Origin of the sequence: Pseudohaliea sp. (assembly GCF_040217025.1) — a bacterium.
Taxonomy (GTDB): Bacteria; Pseudomonadota; Gammaproteobacteria; order Pseudomonadales; family Halieaceae; genus Pseudohaliea.
In genome coordinates, this window is the sequence record NZ_JAVJOA010000010.1 from 815,844 (window position 1) to 839,477 (window position 23,634).

Here is a 23,634-nt window from a genome sequence, read left to right on the forward strand (position 1 = left end):
CGCGCCGTGGCGACGGGCATGGCGGCTCTCTTAGCAAAACCGCTAGGTGTAAGTTTAAGTTTACATTCTGAGATGTCAAGTTGATTTAACATCTTGTCCGTCACGCGCCGCAACCAGCACCCGTGCGAGCATCGGCTGGGCGGTTTTCAGCTCCCGGCAGCGATCGAAGCCGGCCTCCAGCACCCAGCGCCGGAGCTCCCCGGCGGTCCGCGGCCGGCCGCTGCCCATGGCCCAGAGATAGAAGCCGAAATAGCCGTCGCCCATGGCCTCGGCGCCCCGGGTGCCGGCCATGGGCTCGGCGATGACCAGGCGCCCCCCGGGCGGAAGGGCTTCCCGGGCCCGGGCGATGAGGGCGCGGGCCGGCGCATCGTCGTGGTCGTGCAGCACGCGCACCAGGGAGATCGTATCCGCACCGGCGGGCCAGGGATCGTTGAACATGTCGCCGCCCACGGCCTCGGCGCGCGCGGCCAGGCCGCACTGCAGCAGGCGTTCGCGGGCGCGGGTCGCGACCTGGGGCAGGTCCAGGACCGTGCCGCGCAGCGCGCTGTTGCGGCGCAGGGCGGCAGCGAGGAAGACGCCTTCGCCACCGCCCACGTCGAGCCAGTGGCGGCTGTCGGCGGCACCGCAGGCATCGAGAATGTCCTCGGAAAGCAGGCTCTGCGAGCCCGCCATCAATTCGCTGTAGGCCGCGACCTCGTCCGCCGCCATGGCATCGCGCTCGCCACCGGCGTAGGGCCACAGGCGCGCCAGGTTGGTATCTGCGCGGCCGCCGAGCAGCGCCAGCGGATCGGCGAGGTCGGCATAGAGACGCTCGTGATGCGACACCATCGCGCCGATGGACGCGTTGCCGAGCATCACGGCCCCCTGCTCGCCGAGGCGCCAGAAGCCATCACCCGCGCCCTGCACGAGGCGCAGGGCGGCGGCGCCGCGGAGCAGCCGCAGCGCGCCCTCTTCGGGCAGCCCCGTAGCCGAGGCGATGGCCGCGGTACTGCGCGGGCCGTCGGCGAGCAGGTCGAAGAGCCCGGCGCGGACACAGGCGAAGAGAATCTGCGAGTAGACGAAGCCGGCGCTCAGGTCGAAGAGCGCCCGGGCGCGCCGCTGGGCGATGGGACGCGTCAGTGGAAAGCGGGCGGCGGCGCGATGGAAGGACGGGTTGCCGAGAAGCCGGTCGCGCCAGGCAAGGAGACGCTCGCGCAAACCACCGGCCCGTGGCGGGGTATCACCCACCGTCGCGACGTGGCTGCCTGCCGGCTCGCCCACCGCGCTCAGGCGGCCTGGCCGGCCAGGCTCTTCGGCAGGAAGCGCCGGGACTGGTTGCGGACGAGCTGCTGCAGCTGCTCGCGGCCGGCGCAGGGCGGCACGGCTTCCACGCTCGCGTCCACCAGTGCCTTCAAGTGGGCCACGGCGCCGTCGAGGCCAAGGCTGCGCACCGCCGAGGGCCTGCCATGGGCCTCGTCCTGGCCCGTCGGCTTGCCGATCTCGGCGGCCTCGGCCGCGGCGTCGAGGATATCGTCGGCAACCTGGTAGCTGTGGCCGATGCAATCGCCCAGGCGGCGCCAGGCATCGACGTCACCGCCGGATACGACCGCGCCCGCGGCCGTGGCGGCAATGAACAGGGCACCGGTCTTGGCGCGGTGGTAGCGCTCGAGATCGACCCGGCTCTCGCACTCCCAGGCCTGGCCGGCACAGATCCCGTGCGGCGCGCCCACGCCCTCGGCGATCACCGCCAGCAGCGGCGGCAACCGGGCCGGGTCGCCGGCAGTGGCGGCGCGGCCGAGGGTCTCGAAGGCGGCGACGATCAGCGCGTCGCCGGCGAGCAGCGCGAGCTGCTCGCCGAAAGCCTGGTGGACCGAGGGCTTGCCCCGGCGCTCGCTGGCGTTGTCGAAGCAGGGCATGTCGTCGTGGACGAGCGAGGCGCAGTGGAGCAGCTCGATCGCGGCCGCCGCGGCGCGGGTGAGCGCCGGGTCGCCGCCACCGTTGGCGGCGGCCACCGCCATGCACAGCTGCGGTCGCACCCTTGCACCACCGGGGAAGACGGCGTACTGCAGCGCTCGCGCCAGCTGCGGCGGACAGGCATCCCCCGCTGCCAGGGCCACGGCGTCCTGCAGCGCCAGTTCGTATCCCGGGAGCCCCTGTGCCTCGATCTTGCCCATCGCACCACCTTCCCTTGTGCACCGGCGAGAGACCCCGCCGGTCTGTCCAGTTTTATTGACAGTATAGACTGTAATTTAAGTTAGACATTGCTAGACTGCAAGGAACTTTGCTGATCCAGGACAAGAAGCGATGCTCGAGCGCGCGGCCGCACCGGCGCCCGGGTTTGCCGCCCCGGTCACCCCCGGCGGCTACCACTGGTGGTACCTCGATGCCATGAGCGACGACGGCGAGCACGCCCTGACGGTGATCGTGTTCGTCGGCAGCGTCTTCTCCCCTTATTACGCCGCCGCCCGGCGCCGCCTCGCCGCGCCGGACCCGGAGCAGCACTGCGGCTTCAACGCGGTGCTCTACAACCCGGGAAGCAAGCACTGGGCCATGACCGAACGCGGCGCCGGGGATCTCCGCCGCGACGGCGAGCAGCTCAGCGCCCGCGGTTCGTCGATCCGCTGGCAGGGCCGGCAGGTGAGCGTCACCCTCGACGAGGTCACGGTCCCGCTGCCCGGCCGCCTGCGCGGCCGCATCGAGCTGGAACTGCCCGGCATCACCGCCACGGACTACGCCCTCGACCCGGCCGGCAGGCACCGCTGGTGGCCGATCGCACCGAGCTGCCGCGCCCGGGTCAGCATGGAGAAACCGGGCCTCAGCTGGGAGGGGCACGGCTACTTCGACAGCAACCGCGGGGCCGAGCCGCTGGAGCGGGCCTTCAGGGACTGGGACTGGTCGCGGGCGCCGCTCGCGGACGGCGGCAGCCTGGTGCAGTACCACGCGCGGCTGCGCGACGGCAGCGAGCGCCTGCTCGCCCTGCGCTTCGGCGCCACCGGGGCGGTCACGGAGCTTTCACCGCTGCCCACGCAGCAGCTGCCGCGCGCCACCATCTGGCGCATGGCGCGCAGTACGCAAGCCGACCCCGGCACCCCGGTGACGGTGCGCCGCACCCTCGAGGACACGCCCTTCTACTCGCGGTCGCTGCTGGCCTGTCGCGCCCTCGGCGAGCCGGTCAATGCCGTGCACGAGAGCCTGGACCTGGACCGGTTCAGCCGGCGCTGGGTACAGCTGCTGCTGCCCTTCCGCCTGCCGCGGCGGGCCCGCCGCAGCTGATCGGCAACCGCTGAGGGGAGAGGTCAGGCGCGGCGTGCGCCGCTCGCGGAGATCGTGGCCCGCAGCGGCAGGCGGGCGCGTGCGTCGAGTTCGGCCCAGCGCTCCAGGACCCAGGAGATCCGCCCCTCGCTCTCGAGCAGGGAGCTGACCCGCGGCCCGGGATGGGCGCTAACGGCCTCGACGAGGAAATGATTTTCCGCGAGCACCGGTGCCGCGAGATCGCTCTCGCCCAGCCAGGGCAGGCGCCCCAGGCCGAGGAGGCGGCGCAGCTTGCCGCCGCCGGGCACCACCGTGCGCCGGCTCACCGAGTCGTAACCGCAGGCAGCCAGCTGCTCGCCGATCGCGGAATAGAGCAGGCGCGCCGCGTACATGCCCGGCCGGCAGCGCGAGGGCAGCCGGGTCAGGCCGCTGTCCGCGCGGCGGTAGAGGGTATCGGCCACCGCCAGGAGCCGGGCCAGGACCTCGGCCAGCCCCTCGCTGTACCGGGGCTCGGCGAGAAAGCCCTCCGGATCGATGCCGGCCTCGCGCAGCCACGCCCGGGGCAGGTAGAGGCGGCCGTTGCGCGCGTCCTCGCCCACGTCCCGGCTGATGTTGGTCAGCTGCATGGCCACGCCCATGTCCGCCGCGCGGGCGAGGACGTGGGCATCCCGCTCGCCCATGAGCACCGCCATCATCACGCCGACCGCGCCCGCAACCCGCGCCGAGTAGGACAGCACGCCCTCTAGGTCATCGTAACAGCGGCCTTCCGCATCCCAGGCGAAGCCCTCGAGCAGCGCTTCCAGCAGCGCCTTGGGCAGGCCGCAGCGCTGCGCCACGGCCGCCAGCGCACGGTCCGCCGGGTAGTTCTGAGGCGTGCCGGCATAGAGCGCATCGAGGCGCTGGTGCAGTACCGCGAGCGCTTCCGCCGGCGCGCCGCTCTCGTCCACCGCGTCGTCGGCCTGGCGGCAGAAGGCGTACAGCGCCGTCGCCGCGTCGCGGCAGCGGTAGGGCAGGAAATGGGCAGCCGCGAAGAAGGAGCGCGAGCCGGTCTTCAGCAGCGTGCGGCAGGCGGCGAGGTCCGCCTCGTGCATGGGCAGCAGGCGCTCAGCGGAAGGTGTTGGCATGGGGAACGACCGTGTCGAGCACCCGGGCAGAGGAGATCACCCCGGGCATCCCGGCGCCGGGGTGCGTGCCCGCGCCGACCAGGTAGAGCCCCTGCACATCCTCGCTGCGGTTGTGCGGGCGGAAGGAGGCGCTCTGCCAGAGCACCGGCTCGAAGCTGAAGCCGGCGCCGCGGTAGGACAGGAGCCGGTTCTCGAAATCCAGCGGCGTGGTGACCAGGGACGTCGCCAGGGAGGCGCCGAGGCCCGGGAGCATCGTTTCCTCGAGGCGCTGCTCGATGGCCTTGCGGTAGGTCTCGGCATGTATTGACCAGTCCACGTCACCCTCGAGGTGCGGCACCGGTGACAGCGCGTAGAAGGCGTCGCAGCCTTCGGGCGCGAGACCGGGGTCGGTCGCCGTGGGCCGGTGCAGGTAGAGGCTGAAATCCTGGCTCAGGCGCTTGTGCTTGAAGATGTCGGTGACCAGGCCCTTGTAGCGCGGCCCGAGCACGATGGCGTGGTGCGGCACGTCCTCGTAGCGGCGGTTGGTGCCGAAGTACCAGACGAAGAGACCGTTGGAGAAACGCGAGCGCTCGATGCGCCGGTTGGTCCAGGTCCGCCGGGCGCTGGCGGGCACGAGGTGCCGGTAGGTCCAGGCGGCGTCCGCGTTGGAGACGACGATATCGGCCTTGAGGGTCTCGCCGTCGGCCAGGCGCACGCCGGTAGCCTTGCCCTGCTCGACGAGGATCTCGTCCACCTCGGCATTGAAGCGCAGCCGATTGCCCTGGCCGCGGATGAGCCCCACGAGGCCATTGATGATCGCCCCGGTACCGCCCATCGCCGAGTACACCCCGAACTGTCGCTCCAGGTAGGAGATGAGCGTGTACACCGCGGGCACGGAGAACGGATTGCCGCCCACCAGCAGCGGATGGAAACTGAGCACGATGCGCACGTAGGGGTCCTGCACGTAATGCGAGACCTGGTTGTAGACGCTGCGATAGGCGCGCAGGGCGAGGAAGTCCGGCGCCATCTTCATGAGGTCGGCGAAGGAGTCGAAGGGCAGGTGGCCCACTTTCTCGAAGCCGATCTCGTAGGTCCGGCGGCTGATCTCCATGTACGCGTCGTAACCGGCGACATCCGCCGGATTGAAACGGGCAATCTCGGCGCGGGTCTTGTCGGCGTCGCCGTGGTAGTCGAAGACCTTCCCGTCGTCGAAGCGGATGCGGTAGAACGGCGACATGAGGCGCAGGTCCACGTCGTCCTCGAAGCGCTTGCCGCAGAGGTTCCAGAGTTCGCGGAGCAGGAACGGTGCGGTGACGATGGTCGGCCCGGCATCGAAGGTGAAACCGTCCTGCTTGTGCACGTAGGCGCGGCCGCCGGGGGCATCCAGGCGCTCGAGCACGGTGACGCGGAAACCGCGGGCACCCAGGCGGATCGCCGCGGCGAGGCCGCCGATACCGCTGCCGATGACCACGGCGTGGGGGGCGTCGGGCCCGGCGATGGGCGTGGTGAACTCCGGCAACGGACTGTTCATTTTTTCTTACACCCCAAAGTGTCAAGCTGGCTTAACAGCATAGCACAGCCTTCTGCGTCGTGAAGCTTGATGCAGGACAAGATCCGGCCTTTGAACAGGGGTCAGGGCAACCCCGCCTCGTGCGCAATCCCCATGATCAGGTCGGCGAACAGCTGCGGGTTCTCCTCGTGGCCGAGGTGGCCGAGCCCAGATACCGGATGCAGCACCGCGCCGGGCACGCGGGCGAGGAGGCTGCGCGCCTGGGCGGGCGGTACCGCACGGTCGTTCTGGCAGGCCACGAGGTGCAGGGGTACCGCAAGCCGCGGCAGGTCGGCCTCCAGGCCCTCCAGCTCCCACGCGGCCATCATGCCGAGGACACCGCGGATATGCTTCGAGGAGCGGGACAGGCCGTGGTAGAAGTCGACGCCGATGTTGTCGCTGGCCGATCCGGTCTGCTCGATGAACCGGTCCATCATCGGCCGCCGCCGGGCGCTGAAGGCGAGCAGCTGCGGCAGCGCCGGCACCCGGTCGAGCACCCGCGCGGCCCCGGGAAACAGCTTGCCCATCATGCCCGGGAGCGGCAGCAGCGCGCCGTTCAGCGACACGAGGGCCGCCGGCGTGGCAGCGCCGTCGAGCACCAGCTGCGCGGCGACGGCGGCGCCGGCGGAGTGGCCCACGATGAGCGCCGGCGAGAGCGCCAGCTCGGCGATGAGCGCGCGCATGGCCTGCGCCATGCCCGGCAGGGAGCGGGCCGCGGGCTGGTAGTCGGTATAGCCGTGCCCGGGCAGGTCCGGCGCCACCACCCGGAAGCGTGTCGCCAGCAGCGGCGCCAGGCCGGCCCAGGAATGGGTCGCCGCCCCGGTGCCGTGGAGCAGCAGGAGGTCCGGCCCGGCGTCGCCGAGGGACTGCACGTGCCAGCGCAGCCCGCCGGCGTCAACATAGCGGCTCGCGGCCCGGTTCGGCCAGTCCTCGCGGATATCCGCGACCATCAGGCCCCGACCGCCTCGACGGTATCGCGCAGCGCGCGGGCGTCGGCGTGCGGCAGGGGCAGGTAGCGGCCGGCGAGGGAACGGGCGAGGGCCTCGGCGTTCGGGTGCGGCCGGGGCGAGGTATCGATGACCATGCTGCGCACGTCGAGGACCCGCAGCTGCCCGGCCGAGGCCAGGGCCTCCTCGAAAGCCTGCTGGCGCCCGGCCTTGCCCTCGCGGGTGATGTTGGCGCGCGCATCGGTAAGGAACACCACGCTCGGCGTGCCGCCCCGTCGCTGGATGTGCTCGGCGAGGGAGGCCGCGGCGTCGATGGCGGCGGCCAGCGGCGTGCCGCCGCCGCCGGGAAGCGCCGACAGGTTGCGCTTGGCGCGCACGAGGGACCGCGTGGGCGGCAGCAGCATCTCCGCCCCTTCGCCGCGGAAGGCGATGAGAGCGACCTGGTCGCGGCGCACGTAGCAGTCGTTGAGCAGCAGCTCCACCGCACCCTTTGCCTCCGCGAGGCGGTGCAGCGCCGCGGAGCCGGAGGCATCCACCACGAAGATGATCGTGCTTTCCGTGCGCTCCCGGAACCGGGTCACGCGGAAGTCGTCCTTCTGCACGATCACCCCGGGGCCGTCGGTGCGACCCTCCGCCGCGTCGCTCGCCCGGCGCAGGGGCTGCCAGGGGGCCGCGGCGCGCAGCGTATCGATGAGGCTCAGGCGCGCGCCGTGGCGCGGATCCCCGGGCAGCGTCCCCATGGGCCGGCCGCGCAACTTGGAGCGCTGCTGCACCCCGGAGCGGCCACCGGCGCCGCCGCGGCTGCGCTGCACCGTGTTCGCCTCCAGGCTGGCGAGGAGGGCCTCGGGGATGGCGGCCGCCGCCGCCTCCAGCACCCGGTCCTCCAGGGGCTGGTCCAGGTCCGGCGGCTCCGGCGGGTCGTCGTCCTCGCCCTTGCTGTCCTCGTCGGAGTCCGGTTCCTCCGGCGGCGTCTCCTCGGGCGCCTCCGGCTCTTCCGGCGGCGCCGGAATCTGCGTGGCCCGCGGCGAGAGCACCAGGCGCGCGGCGAGGTCGAGGTCGCGCTCGTCGACCTCGTGGCGACCGGCGAGTGCAGCCCCGGCCCGCGCCGCGGCCACGGCGAACTGGCAGGCGCGCACGCCGGCCACGCCGAGGGCCATCGCGGTGGCCACCAGGGCGCGGACGGCGTCTTCGGGTACGCTGACGGCGCCGAGCATCGCCTGCGCCTCGGCCACATCGGCGGCATCGAAGGGCGGCTCGTCGAGATCGCGGATGGACAGGGGCGTGAGGTCGAGCTGGAAGGCGAGGCGGTCGCGCAGCACCGGCGACAGCACCTCGCTGTCGTCCTGCCCCTCGTCGAGCGCCACCAGCGCGATGCGGGCCTGCACCTCCCCGTGGATCCCCTCCCGGGCGAGGGTCAGTTCGCCCCGGTCCAGGGCCGTGGCCAGGTGGGCCACCGTGGAACGGCTCGCGCGCTCACCCATGGCGAGGACGGCAAAGCCGCCGTCGCAGTCGGCGAGGAGTCCGCGCTCGGTGACCGGCAGCCCGGCGCGGAGCGTCGCGGCGAGATCGAGGCCGCCGAGGAGCCGGGACTCGGTAATGTGCAGGGGTACCCGGCGCACCGGCGCGTCACCCACCAGTGCCCGCCACTCTTCCAGCCAGGCCTCGCGCACCGGCCCCGGGCAGGCCCGCAGCGCGACACCGCCGAGCCCCGCCGGGTCGACCGCGAGCAGCGCGGCGGCGCGCAACCCGTCGCGCCAGAGTGCGGCGAGGCCCGGGTCACCGGCGACGGCGCTGGCGGCACCGCCGTTCACGCGCTGAAGACTTCCTCGATCGCCCGTCCCACGCGCGCTCCGGAACCCGCCTCGTCGAGCGGATCGCGGCGCAGGCGGTGGCGCAGTACCGAGGGCGCCACGGTGCGCAGGTGTGCGGGCGTTACCGCCTCGGCTCCCTCGAGGGCCGCCAGGGCGCGCGCGGCGCGGATCAGGGTCAGCTCGCCGCGCAGGCCGTCCGTGCCCAGGGTCATGCACAGGGTGGCGGCCGTCTCGACGATGGCATCGGGCAGGTCGACGCTCTCGAGGTGGCCGCGGGCATCCTGGATCTTCCGCCGGACCTTGCCCTCCTTGCGCTGGAAGCGCTTGATGAAGGCGGCCCGATCCCGCTCGAACTCGTCGCGCAGGCGCACGATCTCCACCCGCGCCTTGATGTCCTGGGGCGTGGTGACCTCCACCGACAGGCCGAAGCGGTCCAGCAGCTGCGGGCGCAGCTCGCCCTCCTCCGGGTTGCCGCTGCCCACCAGCACGAAGCGGGCCGGGTGGCGGATGGACAGGCCCTCCCGCTCCACCACGTTCTCGCCGGAGGCGGCGACGTCGAGGAGCGCATCGACGATATGGTCCTCGAGGAGGTTCACCTCGTCGATATAGAGAAAGCCCCGGTGCGCCCGGGCCAGGAGCCCCGGCTCGAAGGCCTTCTCGCCGTCGCGCAGGGCGCGCTCGAGATCCAGCGCGCCGATCACGCGGTCTTCCGTGGCGCCCAGGGGCAGGTCGACCACCGGCATGGGTTCCTTGCGGACCTTCTCGGCGCCGTGGTGTTCGCCGGGGCGGCACTGGGCACAGAGGCCCGGCCGCGGGCCCTCGGGATCGCAGTTGTAGGGGCAGCCCGCGACCACCTCCATCTTCGGCATGAGCGCCGCGAGGGCGCGGATGGCCGTGGACTTCCCCGTGCCGCGGTCGCCGAAGACGAGGACGCCACCGACGTCCTGGTCCACGGAGGCAATGAGCAGGGCGCGTTTCATCTCGTCCTGGCCGACGATGGCCGAGAAAGGATAGGCAAGTGCCATGGCTGAAGGGGTCCTTGTATCGCTTGCGGCGTTGGCGGCGACCGGCGCAGCGCGCCCGGCCACCCCGGAATGAACTCCACCTTTTAACGGCAGTGCCCCGGAAACTCAAGCTGACAGGCAGGACGTTAAGGAAAAACTGACACAGGTCAGCGATGGCGGCCCCTCCCCCACCCTGCGCTATACTCGCGGGCCCTGCCCACCCGGGGCGCACCGATGCGCCGAGGAGAAAGCATGCGACCGTCCACCGCCGGTGCCCTGGCGCTCTGCGCCACGCTCGCGGCCTGCCAGACCACGGACCCCTATACCGGGGAAACGAAGACCGCGAATGCCACCAAGGGCGCCGCCGCCGGCGCCGTGGCGGGGGCCCTGATCGGCGCCATCAGCGGCGACAACAACCGCCAGAAGCGCAAGCGCGCGGCGGTCGGCGCCGGCATCGGCGCCCTCGCCGGTGCCGGCGTCGGCAGCTACATGGACCGGGAGGAGGCCGCCCTGCGCGAGCGGCTGGCCGGGACCGGCGTCTCCGTGAGCCGCGTCGGCGACGAGATCGTCCTCAACATGCCCGGCAATATCACCTTCCAGACCAATGCGGCAGCGATCAGCGCCGACTTCTACCCCGTGCTCGACTCGGTCGCCACCGTGGTCAACGAGTACGAGAAGACCCTGGTGGAAGTCGTGGGCCACACCGACAGCACCGGGACCGACGCGATCAACCAGCCGCTGTCCGAACAGCGCGCCGACAGCGTCGCCGCCTACCTCGCCTCCCGCGGGGTCCTGCCGCAGCGGATCGCCACGGCGGGCCTCGGCAGCCGCCAGCCCGTGGCCTCGAACGCCACCGCCGAGGGCCGCGCACAGAACCGCCGGGTCGAGATCACCCTCGCCCCGATCACGGGTTAGCGGCGGGCGTCGTGACCAGCGCCCTGCCCCCCGCCGTCGACGCCGCGCTCGCAGACTGGCACAGCGATCGCTGCGGCCGCCTGGCCTACTATGCCGATACGACGGCCGATAGCGGTGTCGGCGGCACGCCCCTGCTGCTGCTGCACAGCATCAACGCGGCGCCGAGCGCCTACGAAATGAAGCCCCTGTTCGAGCACTACCGCGGCCAGCGCCCGGTCTACGCGCTGGAACTGCCGGGCTTCGGCCACTCGGAGCGCCGCGACCGCCGCTACGACTCGCAGCTGTTCGCGGACGCCATCAGCGGCTTCATCGACGACGTCATCGGCGCCCCCACCGACGTGGTCGCCCTCTCCACCACCGCGGAGTTCGCGGCCCGGGCGAGCCTGGCCACGGACCGGGTGCGCAGCCTGGTCCTGCTCAGCCCCACGGGCCTGCGCGACCGCGATCCGCCGGGGCCCACGGCGCAGCGCCGCCTGCTCCGTTTCTTCCAGCTGCCCGCCGTGGGCGCGGGCCTCTACCGGGCCCTCACCGTGAAGCCTAGCGTGCGCTACTTCCTGAACATGGGCTTCAAGGGCAAGGCGCCCGAGGACCTGGTGGACTACGCGCACCGCACGACGCAGCAGCCCGGCGCCCGGCACGCGCCGTTCTATTTCCTGTCCATGCAGCTGTTCACGGCCGACGCGGTGAATGCCCTTTACCGGCAGGTGACCGTTCCCGTGCTCGTGCTCTACGACGACGACCCGAACATCTCCTTCGAGCGGCTCCCGGAGCTCCTCGATGCCTGCCCCAACTGGCGCGCCGAGCGTATCGAGCCCACCCTCGGGCTGCCGCACTGGGAGCAGCCGGTGGCCACGCAGGCGGCCATGGAAGCCTTCTGGCATGATGTCGCGGGCGGCTCACGCTCCGGCGCCTGACCCCGGGAGAACGGGACCATGACCACCGAACAGCGGGTGAGCATCGCTCCCCATCGCCAGCAGCGCATCGCGCTCTCCAACGAGTGGCACGCCCGGCCGAGCCTGTCGCTGCCCTCCCCGTTCCGCTGCACCCACCTGGTGGCGCTGCGCAGCGAGACCAGCCTGGAGGAGAGCCGGCGCAGCTTCGCCGCGTTCTGCGCCGACCACGGCCAGGGGCAGCCGGCGGCGGACAGCCGCCACCACTCGGTGCAGATCGGCTCCTGCATGATCAAGTGGGAAGGCCACACGGAGGCCACGAGCCACACCATCATGGTGCCCGGCAACGGCCAGCCGCCCTTCGCCGAGTCCGCCCTCGACTTCCTCGACGCCGGCAAGCGCGAGGAACTCATGGACGACATGTTCGTGGGCGTGAAGATCGAGGTGCTGGTCGCCGGCGCCGGGGACCGCAACGTCACGGTCGATTACGCCCGCTCCCTGCTCGGCGCGCGGCAGATCTACGGCGGCACCATGTCCGAGAACGGCGCCGAGGTCTGGTCCGCGTTCCGCCACGATGCCGAGGGCTTCGTGCGCATCGTCGTCATCGACCGGGGCATCAGCGAGGGGCGCCTGTCGCGGCTGCTGCAGCGGCTGCTGGAGATGGAGACCTACCGCATGCTCGCCATGATGGCCCTGCCGCGGGCGCGGGAGGTGATGGCGGAGCTCGGCGAGCTGGAGCCACAGCTCGACGAGGTCATGGGCCAGCTGGCCAAGCGCCGGGACGACAGCGCCCACGAGGAACTGCTGCGGCGGATCACGGCCATCTCCGCCCAGGCGGAGCACATCGCGGCGGCCAACGCCTACCGCTTCGCCGCCGCCCGGGCCTATGCGGGGATCGTCGAGCGGCGCATCAACGAGTGCGACGAGCAGCGCCTGGGCAGCTACCAGCGCTATTCCAACTTCCTCATGAAGACCCTGCAGCCGGCGATGCGCACCTGCGACGCCGCGGAGCGGCGCACGCACGAGGTCGCCGAACGGGTGGCCCGGGCCGCGGGGCTGCTCGGCTCCATGGTCGACATGGTGCAGAAGAAACAGAACCAGGCCATCCTCGAGACCATGGCCGAGCGCGCCACGCTGCAGCTGCGCCTGCAGCAGGCCGTGGAGGGTTTCTCGATCTTCGCCATCAGCTACTACGCCGTGGGCCTCATCGCCTACGGGCTGAAGTCGGCGAAGGCCCTCGGTTCACCCGTGGACCCGGAGGTGGCGACGGGCTTCGCCGCGCCCGCGGTTTTCGCCCTGGTGTGGTTTTCCGTGCGCACCGTGCGCCGGCGGCTGCACCGGGAGCCCTAGTCGGACGGGCTGCCCAGCAGCGGCTTCAGGTTCGGTGGGCGGTAGCCCGGGTCGGCCTGCCAGCGGGCGCGCACCGACGGATGCAGGCGCGTCGGCCGGCCCGGGCGCTCAAGGGCGCGCGGCTCCGCCCTGCGCAGCCGGTAGATGTGCCGCCGCGAGTCGTGAATCCGCGCGGTGGGACTGCGGCGCAGGCCCTCGCGCAGGTGCGCTTCGAAGCCCAGGCCCGCCCTGGCCGCCTCCGCCATCATCCAGGCGAGGGGCTCGTCGGCGGCGATGGGCTCGTTTGCCGCCGCGCCCTTGATGCCGCCGCCCACGTCGCCATGGGAGCCGGCAAACCAGGCCTGGTCGAGATCGAGGCCCGCCCGCGGCTCCCACAGCGTGGGCTCGAAATCCTCCCGGCGTTCGTCGATGGCCAGCGCGTGCCGGGCAATGGCGACATTGCCGCCGAGCTTGGTGTCGTAGAACTCGTCGTTCTTGTCGAACAGGCCGAGCACGGAAAAGGGGATGCCAAGGGCGCCCACGGTATCGAAGGCGCCGACGAAGTGAATGCGCCGGGAGCGATGGCTGTGCCGCTTGCGGAACTCCACGGAGGCCTTGCCAGAGGGCTTGTAGGCATCGCCGGTGCGCTTGTAGTGAGCGAAGGCCTCGACGATCAGGCCCGCGTCCGGGCGCTTGAGAATGCCGCAATTGTTGATCAATCCGCAGAGGGCACGCACCGTGTAGGCGCCGCGGCTATAGCCGAACAGGTAGATGCCGCAGCCGGGCGTGTAGTTCTGCACGATATAGCGATAGGCATCCATGATGTTCTTGTGGATGCCGAGGCCCGCCACGCCGCCGCGCACCCGGTCGTAGTAGGAGCCCAGCCCCCAGTCATAGAACACGTGCTGTGCGCTGCCGTCGGCCGTCACCGGCCGCACCGCGCGGGCGAGGCGGAGGACGTTCGTGGGCACATCGCCGTCGTCCTCCTCCGGCCGGTTCCAGGTGCCGTCGGCACAGATAACCAGGTGCTTCGCCATGACTGCTCCCCGGCGGCGGTCCCCGCCTGACATCGTTACAATTATCGCCAGCGCGGAGCATGCCATGACCCGCCGCAGCACCACAGCCCTGCCAAGCGGATGGCACCACCGCGGCACGCGCCTATCCAATGGGCGGCGATTCCTTTAGAATCGGCCTCCCCGCAAGGGGCATCCCGGCCGCCCGTAGCTCAGCTGGATAGAGCGCTGCCCTCCGGAGGCAGAGGTCAGAGGTTCGAATCCTCTCGGGCGGGCCATTTCACCGGGGGTGTATACCGGAGACATCCTTTACAGATCAGCCGGGAGCCCCCACAGGCGCCCTTTATCCCTTCAGCACGCAGGCCCGCTCACGCAGCGCAGCACCGTTCGGCCCACTTCGTTCAATCCGTGGAAGCGCCATGGCGGCGACAGCTAGCCTTCAGGGGGGTAACGCACACGGGTACAGACGATGAATTACCAACTACCGATTGTCACCGCGCTTGCACTGGCGGCGACGGGGCTCACCCCTGCACGAACCCTGGCTCTCCAGGCGATGGCTGACCTCGACACCTGCAAGCGCTGGCACCAGCGCATCGAGCACTACACGCGCCTGCGCCGCGGTGGCGGCTCGGCGGTGCAGATGGAGCGCTGGCGCCGGGCGCGGGACGGCTACGAAGAGAAGTTTCGCGCCGCGCGCTGCCACCGCTGGGGGCGGCGGCTGCGCAGCGATTGAGGGAAGTGCATCAGCCCCGGGAGGGGCGCCGCTGCCACAGCGCGGCCAGGCCGCCGAGGAGGAGAAGCCCCAGCGGCGCCGGCGTGGGTACGGTGCCCGGGGGATCGGCAGTGATCATGTCCTGGTACACGGGGCTTTCGAGTAGCATGGCAAACTGCGGCTCCAGCGGCGTATTGCCCTGATCGCGTACGGCCGCAAAGAACCCTTCCAGCGCAGACCCGGTGCCGCTGTGCAGGGCGCTGGCGCTGAAGCTGCCGACGCCGATATTCCAGTCCGTATCGCTTTCGTACTTGCTCTCCCACAGGCCGAGCTGGATCGCGGCGCTCTGCGCCGCGTTGTCCGGGCGCACCCAGGCGTAGCGGTCGAAGTCGTCCAACGTGCCGCGCTGGGTATTCAGCACCCGGTTCACGGCCCCGATGAAGTCCAGCGTCCGCTGCATGATGCTGCCGAAGTTGATGGTGTAGTCGACGACGTCGCCGCCGCGGACTGCATCGTAAAGGTCGAAGCAGTACATGAACACGTCATCGACCCCGTCCACGAAGATGTCCTCGCTGACGTCCACGAGATTGCTGGCGGAGCCGCTGAAACGGCCTGCGGCCACATGAGCCGAGCCATTGCCGCCGTACTCTCCCGGGAACCGGATGTGCACGTTATCCGACCCCTTGCTGAAGATGGGCCGATCAAAAGTGATCGTGACCGCGGGCGATACGATCGGTTCAGCCTCGGCTCGAGCGCCGAGGAACATGCCGGCCAGCACGCCGAGAACGGCGAAAGCCCGTGAGGTAGTGATCATGACCAAATCCTTGTGCGTTGCGTGTACAAGGCGGTGCAGGCAAGGGGCGAGCCACAGGCGCGGGCGGGCCGTGACCCCGGTCACAAAGCGGCCGGGCGAGGTCTGTTTCTGTGACCGGCGTCCCGCTTCTCGGCCCGCTGCAACGGTCCCCACTGGGCCCGGGGAAGGGAGTCGGGGGCCGTCTACGGCGGGTGAAACAGCACACTGTAAACTTTCCCGACAGCCTCTTCCGGGTTACGGCCCGCTAGAAAAGCCCGGGCTGCTGCGGCAGCGGCCACGGGGGCAGCGGCGCGAGGCCGGGAGCGCGCTCGCAGAGCGCGGCGTGGTAGCGCTCCGCGAAGGCGGGGCAGTGCTGGTTGTTGGGACAGTGCATCATGAAGTACAGCGTGTGCCCGGCTTCGAGGTAAGCGGCGCCGCGCGCCAGCCATTCCTCGACCCAGGGCCCGTTCTGGCTGTCATCCGGGTGCAGCACGACCCGGGCATAGGCGAGGCCGTTGTAGACCGTGTCGAGCAGGGGCACATCCGGCTTCCTGTGCCGGGCGGCGAGCACTTCCGGGTGCTGTGCATCGCCCCGGTAGATCGGGCGGCTGTCGAACATGACCCGGCCGGCATCGTGGCGCTCGAGGAGCGGCTCCACCCGCTGCGGCTCGGTGAAGAAGGCGGGGTGCCGCAGTTCGAGCACGTAGCGATGCGCGCCGGGCAGGCGGGTAAAGAGCGCCTCCAGCCCGGGCAGTTCCTCCGGGCCCAGGGTCGCCGGACACTGCACGAGTAAAGGCCCGAGGTGTTCACCGATGACCTCCATGGCGTCGAAGAAGGCGGCGAGGTCGGCGGCGCGGGGCCGCGCCTCGTGGGTGAGCGTGCGCGGCAGCTTGAAGCTGAAGCGGAAACCCGTTCCGGCCACCGCCGCGGCCCAGCGCTGCGCCGTTGCCCGGTCGGGCACCCGGTAGAAGGTGGTGTTGCCCTCGACGGTGTTGAACACCCGGGCGTACAGCGACAGCGTTGTTTCCCGGCCCTCGGGGCGCGGGAAATAGGTACCGGTCCAGCCTGGAAAGCCCCAGGCGGGCAGGCCGAGATAACAGGCGGGCGAGGCAACCATCCCGGGAGCATAACGCGGCCCCGGCCGCGCCGGGAGACGGCCCGCCCTGCCAGCAGGCCGCCGCACTGACTATACTGGGTGCGGCAGGACAGAGAGGTATACCGTGCCAGCCAGCGTTCCCGGACCCCGGGCCCCGTATCGAGGACGGCCGATCACCGCTGTCGTCGCCCTGCTGTGGCTGGCAGCGGCAGGCGCCGGCAGCCACCCCGCGAGGGCTGACGAAACTACCGAACCCGCCGGCGAGGCCGGCCTCGCGCCCTTTTCCGCCCAATACCGCGTGCGCTTCAGCGCCCTGCCCTTCAGCGCTCGCGCCGAGCGCAGCCTAACCCGGGACGGCGAGACCTGGCTGTTCCGTTCGAAGATCGACGCGCGACTCCTGTCCCTGGAGCAGGAAACGCGCCTGGTCGACGCGCCCGCGCTGCGCACCCTGGAGTATCGTTACCGCCAGGGCGGCCTCGCCGGCCGCCGCGAGCGCCTGGTCACCTTTGATCGCGAGGCCGCTATCGTTCGCCGCAGCGGGGACAAGAAACGGCAGCACCCGCTGATCGAACCGGCCTGGGATCCTCTCGGCTGGCAGCTCGCCCTGCGGCGGGAGCTCGTCCGCGATCACCCGGACCTGGCGGCCCGCTACGCCTACCGGGTGAGCGACGGCGGCGATTACGAGAACTACAGCTTCGCGCCCGGCGTGCACGAGACCCTCACGGTGCCCGCCGGGACCTTCGAGGCGCTGCGCCTCACGCGCGTCCCGGTCCCGGAAGGTGAGGAGGCCACCCGCCTATGGCTGGACCCGGCGCGCGACTACCTGCTGCTGCGCATGGAGCTGGTCGAAGCAGACGGGCGGCTGCTCACGGTCACCCTGGAGACGCCGCCTGCCGCGGCGGCCGACGGGCCGTGAATATCCTTGCCCACCTGCTCCGCGCCGGCGCCGGCGCCCTGCTGCTGCTGTTGCTGGGGGCCGGCGCCTTCCTCGCCTACCTGCTTGCCGTGGCCGCGCCGGAGCCCGACTACCGGGACCGCCAGGGACAACTGGCCGGCGCCGAGGTCCTGGCCAGCTACCCCTTCGAGGGCAGCCGCATCGAGGAGCTGCGGCTCACGTCGTCCAGCGGTGTGCGCTTCGAGATCGCCCTGCGCCTCCCCGACGAACCGCTCCCCGGCCGGCCGCTGGTGCTGCTCCTCGCCGGCAACGAGACCGGGCGCAAGGCGGCGACGCTGATTCGCAATCCCGGCGGCGTGGCCGTGGCGGCCCTGAGCTACCCCTTCAGCGAGATTCCCTACCGCGACTGGCTGCCGCTGCTGGCCGCCCTCCCGGACATCCAGCGCGGCATCCTCGATACGCCGGCGGCGGTGCTGCTCGCCCTCGACTACCTGCTGGCGCGGCCGGACCTCGCCCCGGAGCAGGTGGAGCTGGCGGGGGTGAGCTTCGGGGCCTACCTCGCCGCGGTTCCGGCGGCGCTCGATGCGCGCGTGGACCGGCTCTGGCTGATCCACGGCTCCGGCGAGCCGGCACAGGTGATCGAGTACGGCCTCGAGGGGCGGCTGCCCACGCCCTGGCTGCGCCGCGCGGTGGGTGGCTACCTGGCGCGTATCGCCGGCGCCGAGCACCTGTCCCCGGAGCGCTGGGTGGGCCGCTACGCGCCGCGGCCGCTGGTGGTGATCAATGCCGACGCGGACGAGTCGATCCCCGCCCGCGCCATCGCGGCCCTGCATGAGGCCGTACCGCGCGGGACGGAGATCCTGTGGACGCCGGGAGACCACGTGCATCCCAAGCGCCCGGAAATCATGGACCTGCTCTCGGCGATGATCCGCGAGCGCGTCTACGCCGCCGCGAGCCCCTGAGCCCTACCAGCCTCCGGTGCCCGGCTCGCCCTTGACCGGACCGGCAATATCGCTGGTCATCCAGCCGCCGTAGAAGCCGCCGGGTTGCGGCCGGACCCGCTCGTCGTCGACGAAGCAGGCCACCTTGCCGGGGTAGAAGCTGAGGTAGCCCGCCAGGGCAGCGAAGCGCGCGTTGGGCGCCGGGTAGCACCACGCCACCGCGCCCAGCTCGGGCGCGTCGCGCAGGGCGAGATAGCTCGCCCGGCCCTTCCACTCACAGAAGGAGCGGTCACTGGCCGGCTCCAGTTCATCGAGCGCGCAGGCCGCGGGCGGCAGGTACCAGGTGGGCGGGCTCGCCGTCTCCAGCAGGCGCACCGCCGCGCGGCTGTCGCACAGGCAGCGATCGCCGTGCAGGACCCGGACCCGGCGCGTGTCCGGCGCCGTGACCGGCGGCCGCGGGTAGTCCCAGACCGACTCCTGGCCCGGGCCCGGCTCCTCGGCGAAGGGCGGGCGCCCCTGTCCACGGTAGTTCCACATGCCCAAAAGGCTAGCCGGGTGTGCCGGGCGCGCCAAGCAGGCTGTCAGCACCTGCTCAACCCAGGGCGAGGAAGAAACCGGCAATGGCCGCGCTCATCACGTTGGCCATGAAGCCGGCGAGCACGGCCCGCAGCCCGAGCTCGGCAACCTCGCCCCGGCGCGACGGCGCCAGGGTGCCGATACCCCCGAGCAGGATGGCGATGGAGGAGAAGTTGGCGAAGCCGCAGAGCGCGAAGGAGACCACCGCCTGCGCATGGCTACCGAGCTGCGCCTTGTCCTCGGAGAAGGCAGCGTAGGCCACGAATTCGTTGAGGACGAGCTTCTGGCCGATGAGGTTGCCGGCGACCACCGCCTCGTCCCAGGGCACACCGAGCAGGAAGGCGAGGGGGCGGAACAGCGTACCCAGCACCAGCTCCAGCGACAGGGCCTCCAGGCCCACGAGCCCGCCGGCCCAGCCGAGGATGCCGTTGAGCAGGGCAATGAGGCCGATGAAGGCGAGCAGCATGGCACCGATGTTCACCGCGAGGGAGAGGCCGCTGCTGGCCCCGGCCGCCGCGGCATCGATCACGTTCACATGGGGCTCCACCTGCGGCTCCGCCGCAGCGTCGGAGACCCGCTCCGGCTCGGTTTCCGGCACCAGCAGCTTGGCCATGAGCAAACCGCCCGGCGCCGCCATGAAGCTGGCCGCGAGGAGGTAGCGCAGCTCCACCCCGAGCGCGACATAACCGGCCAGCACGGAGCCGGCGACGGTGGCCATGCCCCCGACCATCACTGCAAAGAGCTCGGAACGGGTCATCGCCGGCAGGTAGGGGCGGATCACCAGCGGCGCCTCGGTCTGGCTGACGAAGATATTTGCCGTGGCCGAGAGCGATTCGGCCCGGCTCGTCCCGAGAAGACGGCGCAGGGCGCCGCCGAGGACGCGGATCACCCAGCCCATGACACCGAGGTAGTAGAGCACCGCCATGAGCGAGGAGAAGAAAATGATGACCGGCAGGACCTGGAACGCGAAAACGAAGCCCAGGCTGCCGCCCCCGAGGTCACCGAAAACGAAGCCGATACCGGCGGACGCATAACCCAGCACCGCGTTCACGGCGCCGGCCAGGCCCTCGAGCAGCGCGCGGCCCGGCGGCAGGTACAGCACCAGCCCGCCGAGCCCGACCTGCAGGGCGAGGCCGGCGAGCACGGTCCGCCAGGCGATGCGCGACCGGTCAGCGGATACGGCCCAGCCCACGAGCAGCAGCAGCGCCGCGGCGAGAGCACAGAGCAGCGCCGTCAAGGCGGGGGGGCCACCGGTCGGGCCGCCTGGTGGGACAGGACCAGGCGCATGACCACGTCCAGGGCCGCGGCGTTGCGGCCGCCACCGGTGATCACCATGTCGGCGTGGCGCGCGCTGGGCTGGATGAACTCGAAATACATGGGGCGCACCGTCTCCTCGTACTGCCTGAGCACGTCGGCGGCGCTGCGGCCGCGCTCGTCGAGGTCCCGTGCAAGGCGGCGCAGGAGGCACAGGTCCAGGGGCGTGTCGACGAAGAAGCGGATGTCGAAGAAAGCACGCAGCCCCGGGTGCGCCAGCAGCAGGATTCCCTCCACCAGCACCACCGGCGCGGGCGAGACGCGCTCGCTGTGCGGTGCCCGGGTGTGGCGCGCGTAGTCGTAGACAGGCACCTCGACGTCCTCGCCGGCGCGCAGCGCATGCAGGTGCGAAAGCAGGAGGTTCTGCTCCAGGGCATCGGGGTGGTCGTAGTTGACGCGTTCGCGCTCGGCCGGCGGCACGTCGCCCTGGTCCAGGTAGTAGCTGTCTTCGCTGATCAGGGCCAGGCCCAGGCCGGGAGCCTGCGCGTGTACCGCCTCGCGCAGCGTCTGCGCGAACAGGGTTTTTCCCGACGCGGAGGGACCGGCAATCGCTATGAAATAAGGGCGCACCACCGACCCTCGCCTCGCTCCGACCAGCGTTGCATTCTACAGGGAAAGCCCCAGCGTGCGACTGCTGCCTTGCCAGGGGGTGGCACCGTGCTAAAGTGCCGCAGGCATCGACGGCGCGACCGCTGCGTCCCGTGCCAGCTTCACGCCACGCGTTGAGGAGAGGGTTATTGGGCACACTGGATCTGGCCGGCTCTTCCAGTGGACGCGTCGATGCGTTCCTCACCGAGCTCACCGCCAGCGCCGGCGACGCGCTCTCCGCGTCGACGCAGGCGCGGCTGCTGCAGCTCGCCTGCGACCTGCTCGACCCCCTGCCCCCAGCCACGGTGCCCGCCGCGCGCGAGGTGTCGGTGCTGATCGTCGACCTGCGCGACTTCTCGACCTTCGCCGCCGACCGGCCGGCGGAGGAACTGCTCGCGGTGCTGACCCCGTTCCTCACCCGGATGACCGAGGTCGTGCACGATCACGGCGGCTTCGTCGACAAGTTTCTCGGCGACGGCCTGCTCGCCCTGTTCGGCGCCCCGCAGGCCAGCGAAGACCACCTCGCCCGGGCGATCGCCTGTGCCGTCGACATGCAGGTCGCCATGGTGGCGCTCAACGCCGCACAGACCGCGAGCCGGCTGCCGGCGATTCACGCGGGCATCGGCATCAACAGCGGCGAGGCCGTCGTCGGCAGCTTCGGGCCGCCGGCGCACCGCGAGTACACGGCGATCGGCGATACGGTGAACTTCGCCGCCCGGGTGGAGGCGTTCAGCCTGCGAGGCCAGGTGCTGCTCAGCGAGCACAGCTTCCGTGCCGCGGGCGACCTGGTGGAACCCGGCCACGTGCGCGAGCTGCGGGTCAAGGGCCGCGACCGGCCGGTGCGCCTGTTCGAGGTCGCCGCGATCACGCGGCCCACGCGCCGCGCGGTGCCCCGGATCGAAGCCCGGCGCTCGCCGCGGGTCGCCGTGGACCTGCCGCTGCACTATTACCCGGTGCTGGATACGCGGGTCGTCGCAGAGGCCCAGCAGGGGCACATCCTCAACCTCGGTTACGACGGCATGCTCACCCGGCTGCCGGTCGGCGACCCGCTGCCCGGCGAGATCTGCTTCACGGTCACGCCGGACCTCGCCTCGAACGAGCACAGCGAACTCGTGGCGCGGCGCCTGCACCAGCGGTCGGCGGGCGCGGCCTGCAACACCGCCTTCGCCTTCATCAACACGGGCACCCCGGGGCACGAGGCGGTGTGCCGCTACGTCGACAGGATGCTCTGGCGACGCTGAGCCGCCGAAAGCCTAGGGCGCCCAGGGAACGGGCACCTGCAGCACCCGGTCGCCGACGTAGGAGCCGATCCACAGGCTCCCCGCCGCCTCCACCGCGACGGTACCGGCCCCCATGGGCGGTCCCTCGTGCCGGAACACGGTCTCCTTGGCCAGGGTCTCCGGATCCACGGCAATGATGGAAAAGGGCAGCAGGCTGACCTCGCCCCGCGGCTGCCGGACCGAGCGCACGAGCCCGATCAGGCCGGCATGGTGCGAGGCGATCAGCAACCGGCCGTCAGCCGCCCAGCTCGCGTTGTCGGGTTTCTCCAGCGCGACCTCACCGAGTCGTTCGCCGGTCGCGAGGTCGATCTTGCGCATGCGGTTCGCCAGGTACTCGTTCAGGTAGAGCGCCCTGCCATCCGGCGACACGGTGACGCCGTTGGGATAGCGGCTGGCCGTGCCGGGCTGCTCGCTGAAACCCGCCGCCGGGTCCCAGCGGTAGACGAAGCCCGTGTCGCGCCCGAGCAGGGCGAGGAAGAAGGAGCGCACCTCGGTGCTCCGCGGCGCCATGTGGCTGACGACGAACCCCCCGTCCGGGAGCGCGGCCACGTCGTTGAAGTAGCCCTCCGGCGGTGCCTCGACGCAACCGCGCCAGGCAAACGCCGGCGCGGCGCCGTCCCCGGGTGCACCGGGGGACAGTTCGAAGAACTCGACCGACTCCCGGCCGTGGTGGTTCACGGCGAGCAGCTGCCAGCGGCCATCGGCGCGCCTTGCGAGATCGAGGCCGTGCAGGTGCAGGGCCGCTACCGGTGCGGGGCAGGCCGGGTCACCCCAGCCATCGGCGGGGGCGATTGTCGTCGCGGCGGGGCCGGCGCTCGGCCCCTGCGTATCGATCAGCGCGAGGCCGCCGGGGTCGCCCATCTGTCCGACGACCAGGTGGCGCCCGCCGGGCGCCCGGACAATATCCTCGGGGCCGACGAACCCGCACAACGGCACCAGCCCGTCCACGGCATCGCAGGGCGGCGCATCGGCGGCGACGCCGGCGCTGGCGAACGCGGCGACGAGGCAGGCCATGACCGGGCGGGCAACCAGGCGACAGGCAGGGTGCAGGGGCGGGAACATGGCAGGCTTCCTTATCCAGGTATCGGGGTTTCGGGGCTGTCGAGCCAGCCCGGGGTCGGCACCCGCTCGGCAGCTGCGGCAGGCGCCCCCATTGTAGGGGGACGCCCGGCAGCAGGCGACCGGAACTGTCGCCCTGCCCCGCGCCCGGCCCGGCATGGCGTCGTGCGGCATGTCCTGCCGGAGGCCATCGACGCAAACCTTGTCTTGTGTCAATTTAAATTGACAGTTTAAAACGACAAGTTATGTTGACACTTGGGGCCGACGTTGCTAGCTTTAGTGGTAGCCGGGACAGGTTTCCCGAATGATTTGGGAAGCTGGCTGTGGCGTCCGGTTGATTATTTCGACCGGGCTCTCCTGCTCAAGCGGGGTAGCACGAGGCTAATTCAGGTTCAGACCGCTATATTGAGGGAGACAACATATGGCAACTGATATCAACGATCCCGATCGTGTATGGCCGACTGGCCTGACGATCAAAGAGTCCGAAGAGCTGCACAAGCACGTCATTGACGGCGCGCGTGTGTTCTTCGCCATCGCGGTACTCGCGCATATTCTCGCGGCCGTACTCACGCCGTGGCTCGGCTAAGG

Annotated in this window: 23 protein-coding genes and 1 tRNA gene; 10 read left to right on the forward strand and 14 right to left on the reverse strand. The window is 71.2% G+C overall.

Annotated elements, in window-relative coordinates; genetic code table 11:
* Positions 1 to 75: 75 nt before the first annotated feature.
* Positions 76 to 1,260, reverse strand: a complete 1,185-nt coding sequence (locus tag RKE50_RS15145; RefSeq protein ID WP_350037709.1) for a methyltransferase — start codon at positions 1,258 to 1,260, stop codon at positions 76 to 78.
* 5 nt (positions 1,261 to 1,265) lie between these two features.
* Entirely contained in the window at positions 1,266 to 2,153 is an 888-nt protein-coding gene (locus RKE50_RS15150) for a polyprenyl synthetase family protein (RefSeq protein WP_350037711.1), read from the reverse strand.
* Positions 2,154 to 2,283: 130 nt separating this feature from the next.
* Between RKE50_RS15150 and RKE50_RS15155 the strand changes: the two genes are divergently transcribed.
* Entirely contained in the window at positions 2,284 to 3,252 is a 969-nt protein-coding gene (locus RKE50_RS15155) for a carotenoid 1,2-hydratase family protein (protein WP_350037713.1), read from the forward strand.
* Positions 3,253 to 3,275: 23 nt separating this feature from the next.
* Here RKE50_RS15155 and RKE50_RS15160 read toward each other — a convergent pair whose 3' ends face one another.
* The 5 genes from RKE50_RS15160 to bchI all read right to left on the reverse strand — a co-directional run bounded on the left by RKE50_RS15160 (position 3,276) and on the right by bchI (position 9,666).
* Positions 3,276 to 4,355, reverse strand: coding sequence for a phytoene/squalene synthase family protein (locus RKE50_RS15160; protein ID WP_350037715.1), 1,080 nt, complete (start codon positions 4,353 to 4,355; stop codon positions 3,276 to 3,278).
* Entirely contained in the window at positions 4,336 to 5,865 is a 1,530-nt protein-coding gene (locus RKE50_RS15165; RefSeq protein WP_350037717.1) for a phytoene desaturase, read from the reverse strand. The genes RKE50_RS15160 and RKE50_RS15165 overlap by 20 nt, the downstream gene beginning before the upstream one ends.
* A 101-nt stretch (positions 5,866 to 5,966) precedes the next feature.
* The gene (gene bchO / locus RKE50_RS15170; protein ID WP_350037719.1) at positions 5,967 to 6,833 is read right to left on the reverse strand and encodes an alpha/beta fold hydrolase BchO; all 867 of its coding nucleotides are present in this window, start codon (positions 6,831 to 6,833) and stop codon (positions 5,967 to 5,969) included.
* Complete coding sequence (locus RKE50_RS15175) at positions 6,833 to 8,641, reverse strand: magnesium chelatase subunit D (RefSeq protein ID WP_350037721.1); 1,809 nt, start codon at positions 8,639 to 8,641, stop codon at positions 6,833 to 6,835. The genes bchO and RKE50_RS15175 overlap by 1 nt, the downstream gene beginning before the upstream one ends.
* On the reverse strand, positions 8,638 to 9,666 hold the full coding sequence (bchI, locus tag RKE50_RS15180) for a magnesium chelatase ATPase subunit I (RefSeq protein ID WP_350037723.1): 1,029 nt from the start codon (positions 9,664 to 9,666) through the stop codon (positions 8,638 to 8,640). Before bchI ends, RKE50_RS15175 begins: the two co-directional genes overlap by 4 nt.
* A gap of 231 nt (positions 9,667 to 9,897) precedes the next feature.
* Between bchI and RKE50_RS15185 the strand changes: the two genes are divergently transcribed.
* The 3 genes from RKE50_RS15185 to RKE50_RS15195 are packed head-to-tail and all read left to right on the forward strand — an operon-like array spanning position 9,898 to position 12,800.
* Positions 9,898 to 10,560 carry a YiaD family glycine zipper/OmpA-like lipoprotein gene (locus tag RKE50_RS15185; protein WP_350037725.1) on the forward strand — a complete coding sequence of 221 codons (663 nt, stop codon included), beginning with the start codon at positions 9,898 to 9,900 and terminating at the stop codon, positions 10,558 to 10,560.
* A gap of 11 nt (positions 10,561 to 10,571) precedes the next feature.
* The gene (locus RKE50_RS15190; RefSeq protein WP_350037726.1) at positions 10,572 to 11,474 is read left to right on the forward strand and encodes an alpha/beta fold hydrolase; all 903 of its coding nucleotides are present in this window, start codon (positions 10,572 to 10,574) and stop codon (positions 11,472 to 11,474) included.
* 18 nt (positions 11,475 to 11,492) lie between these two features.
* Positions 11,493 to 12,800: a DUF3422 family protein gene (locus RKE50_RS15195; RefSeq protein ID WP_350037728.1), complete on the forward strand. Its 1,308-nt coding sequence runs from the start codon at positions 11,493 to 11,495 to the stop codon at positions 12,798 to 12,800.
* Here the strand turns inward: RKE50_RS15195 and RKE50_RS15200 are convergent.
* A complete protein-coding gene (locus tag RKE50_RS15200; RefSeq protein ID WP_350037730.1) occupies positions 12,797 to 13,816 on the reverse strand; it encodes a T6SS phospholipase effector Tle1-like catalytic domain-containing protein in 1,020 nt (339 codons plus the stop codon). The genes RKE50_RS15195 and RKE50_RS15200 overlap by 4 nt on opposite strands.
* 177 nt (positions 13,817 to 13,993) lie before the next feature.
* Here RKE50_RS15200 and RKE50_RS15205 point away from each other — a divergent pair.
* Both RKE50_RS15205 and RKE50_RS15210 read left to right on the forward strand, forming a co-directional pair.
* A tRNA-Arg gene (locus RKE50_RS15205) sits at positions 13,994 to 14,070 on the forward strand.
* 191 nt (positions 14,071 to 14,261) lie between these two features.
* Positions 14,262 to 14,525, forward strand: a complete 264-nt coding sequence (locus tag RKE50_RS15210; protein WP_350037732.1) for a hypothetical protein — start codon at positions 14,262 to 14,264, stop codon at positions 14,523 to 14,525.
* A 10-nt stretch (positions 14,526 to 14,535) separates the two neighbouring features.
* Here RKE50_RS15210 and RKE50_RS15215 read toward each other — a convergent pair whose 3' ends face one another.
* Positions 14,536 to 15,318 (reverse strand): hypothetical protein, encoded by a 783-nt coding sequence (locus RKE50_RS15215; protein WP_350037734.1) that lies wholly within the window; start codon positions 15,316 to 15,318, stop codon positions 14,536 to 14,538.
* A 244-nt stretch (positions 15,319 to 15,562) separates the two neighbouring features.
* Positions 15,563 to 16,414 (reverse strand): DUF72 domain-containing protein, encoded by an 852-nt coding sequence (locus RKE50_RS15220; protein WP_350037736.1) that lies wholly within the window; start codon positions 16,412 to 16,414, stop codon positions 15,563 to 15,565.
* Positions 16,415 to 16,517: 103 nt separating this feature from the next.
* Between RKE50_RS15220 and RKE50_RS15225 the strand changes: the two genes are divergently transcribed.
* Together RKE50_RS15225 and RKE50_RS15230 are read left to right on the forward strand one after the other, a co-directional pair.
* Entirely contained in the window at positions 16,518 to 17,309 is a 792-nt protein-coding gene (locus tag RKE50_RS15225; RefSeq protein ID WP_350037738.1) for a DUF3108 domain-containing protein, read from the forward strand.
* Positions 17,306 to 18,250 carry an alpha/beta hydrolase family protein gene (locus RKE50_RS15230; RefSeq protein ID WP_350037740.1) on the forward strand — a complete coding sequence of 315 codons (945 nt, stop codon included), beginning with the start codon at positions 17,306 to 17,308 and terminating at the stop codon, positions 18,248 to 18,250. Before RKE50_RS15225 ends, RKE50_RS15230 begins: the two co-directional genes overlap by 4 nt.
* Positions 18,251 to 18,253: 3 nt before the next feature.
* Here the strand turns inward: RKE50_RS15230 and RKE50_RS15235 are convergent, their stop codons facing one another.
* Genes RKE50_RS15235 through udk form a run of 3 tightly spaced genes read right to left on the reverse strand, consistent with a single transcriptional unit; the run spans position 18,254 to position 20,692 of the window.
* Positions 18,254 to 18,766 (reverse strand): DUF427 domain-containing protein, encoded by a 513-nt coding sequence (locus tag RKE50_RS15235; RefSeq protein ID WP_350037742.1) that lies wholly within the window; start codon positions 18,764 to 18,766, stop codon positions 18,254 to 18,256.
* A gap of 55 nt (positions 18,767 to 18,821) precedes the next feature.
* Positions 18,822 to 20,042: a NupC/NupG family nucleoside CNT transporter gene (locus RKE50_RS15240; protein WP_350037744.1), complete on the reverse strand. Its 1,221-nt coding sequence runs from the start codon at positions 20,040 to 20,042 to the stop codon at positions 18,822 to 18,824.
* On the reverse strand, positions 20,039 to 20,692 hold the full coding sequence (gene udk / locus RKE50_RS15245) for a uridine kinase (RefSeq protein WP_350037746.1): 654 nt from the start codon (positions 20,690 to 20,692) through the stop codon (positions 20,039 to 20,041). Before udk ends, RKE50_RS15240 begins: the two co-directional genes overlap by 4 nt.
* Before the next feature lie 164 nt (positions 20,693 to 20,856).
* Between udk and RKE50_RS15250 the strand changes: the two genes are divergently transcribed.
* Positions 20,857 to 21,948, forward strand: coding sequence for an adenylate/guanylate cyclase domain-containing protein (locus RKE50_RS15250; protein ID WP_350037748.1), 1,092 nt, complete (start codon positions 20,857 to 20,859; stop codon positions 21,946 to 21,948).
* A 12-nt stretch (positions 21,949 to 21,960) separates the two neighbouring features.
* On the opposite strand, the gene RKE50_RS15255 is transcribed toward RKE50_RS15250, so the two are convergent.
* Entirely contained in the window at positions 21,961 to 23,049 is a 1,089-nt protein-coding gene (locus RKE50_RS15255) for an SMP-30/gluconolactonase/LRE family protein (protein ID WP_350037750.1), read from the reverse strand.
* 418 nt (positions 23,050 to 23,467) lie between these two features.
* Here RKE50_RS15255 and pufB point away from each other — a divergent pair, with 418 nt between their 5' ends.
* On the forward strand, positions 23,468 to 23,632 hold the full coding sequence (pufB, locus tag RKE50_RS15260; RefSeq protein WP_035517902.1) for a light-harvesting antenna LH1, beta subunit: 165 nt from the start codon (positions 23,468 to 23,470) through the stop codon (positions 23,630 to 23,632).
* The last annotated feature ends 2 nt before the right edge of the window (positions 23,633 to 23,634 follow it).

Bases quoted from the DNA above. Each gene is read 5' to 3' on its own strand.
- RKE50_RS15185 (WP_350037725.1), top strand. From the start codon at position 9,898: ATGCGACCGTCCACCGCCGGTGCCCTGGCGCTCTGCGCCACGCTCGCG.
- RKE50_RS15155 (WP_350037713.1), top strand. From the start codon at position 2,284: ATGCTCGAGCGCGCGGCCGCACCGGCGCCCGGGTTTGCCGCCCCGGTC.
- RKE50_RS15165 (WP_350037717.1), bottom strand. From the start codon at position 5,865: ATGAACAGTCCGTTGCCGGAGTTCACCACGCCCATCGCCGGGCCCGAC.
- RKE50_RS15195 (WP_350037728.1), top strand. From the start codon at position 11,493: ATGACCACCGAACAGCGGGTGAGCATCGCTCCCCATCGCCAGCAGCGC.
- bchO (WP_350037719.1), bottom strand. From the start codon at position 6,833: ATGGTCGCGGATATCCGCGAGGACTGGCCGAACCGGGCCGCGAGCCGC.
- RKE50_RS15160 (WP_350037715.1), bottom strand. From the start codon at position 4,355: ATGCCAACACCTTCCGCTGAGCGCCTGCTGCCCATGCACGAGGCGGAC.
- RKE50_RS15255 (WP_350037750.1), bottom strand. From the start codon at position 23,049: ATGTTCCCGCCCCTGCACCCTGCCTGTCGCCTGGTTGCCCGCCCGGTC.
- bchI (WP_350037723.1), bottom strand. From the start codon at position 9,666: ATGGCACTTGCCTATCCTTTCTCGGCCATCGTCGGCCAGGACGAGATG.
- RKE50_RS15215 (WP_350037734.1), bottom strand. From the start codon at position 15,318: ATGATCACTACCTCACGGGCTTTCGCCGTTCTCGGCGTGCTGGCCGGC.
- RKE50_RS15220 (WP_350037736.1), bottom strand. From the start codon at position 16,414: ATGGTTGCCTCGCCCGCCTGTTATCTCGGCCTGCCCGCCTGGGGCTTT.
- RKE50_RS15235 (WP_350037742.1), bottom strand. From the start codon at position 18,766: ATGTGGAACTACCGTGGACAGGGGCGCCCGCCCTTCGCCGAGGAGCCG.
- pufB (WP_035517902.1), top strand. From the start codon at position 23,468: ATGGCAACTGATATCAACGATCCCGATCGTGTATGGCCGACTGGCCTG.
- RKE50_RS15150 (WP_350037711.1), bottom strand. From the start codon at position 2,153: ATGGGCAAGATCGAGGCACAGGGGCTCCCGGGATACGAACTGGCGCTG.
- RKE50_RS15210 (WP_350037732.1), top strand. From the start codon at position 14,262: ATGAATTACCAACTACCGATTGTCACCGCGCTTGCACTGGCGGCGACG.
- RKE50_RS15200 (WP_350037730.1), bottom strand. From the start codon at position 13,816: ATGGCGAAGCACCTGGTTATCTGTGCCGACGGCACCTGGAACCGGCCG.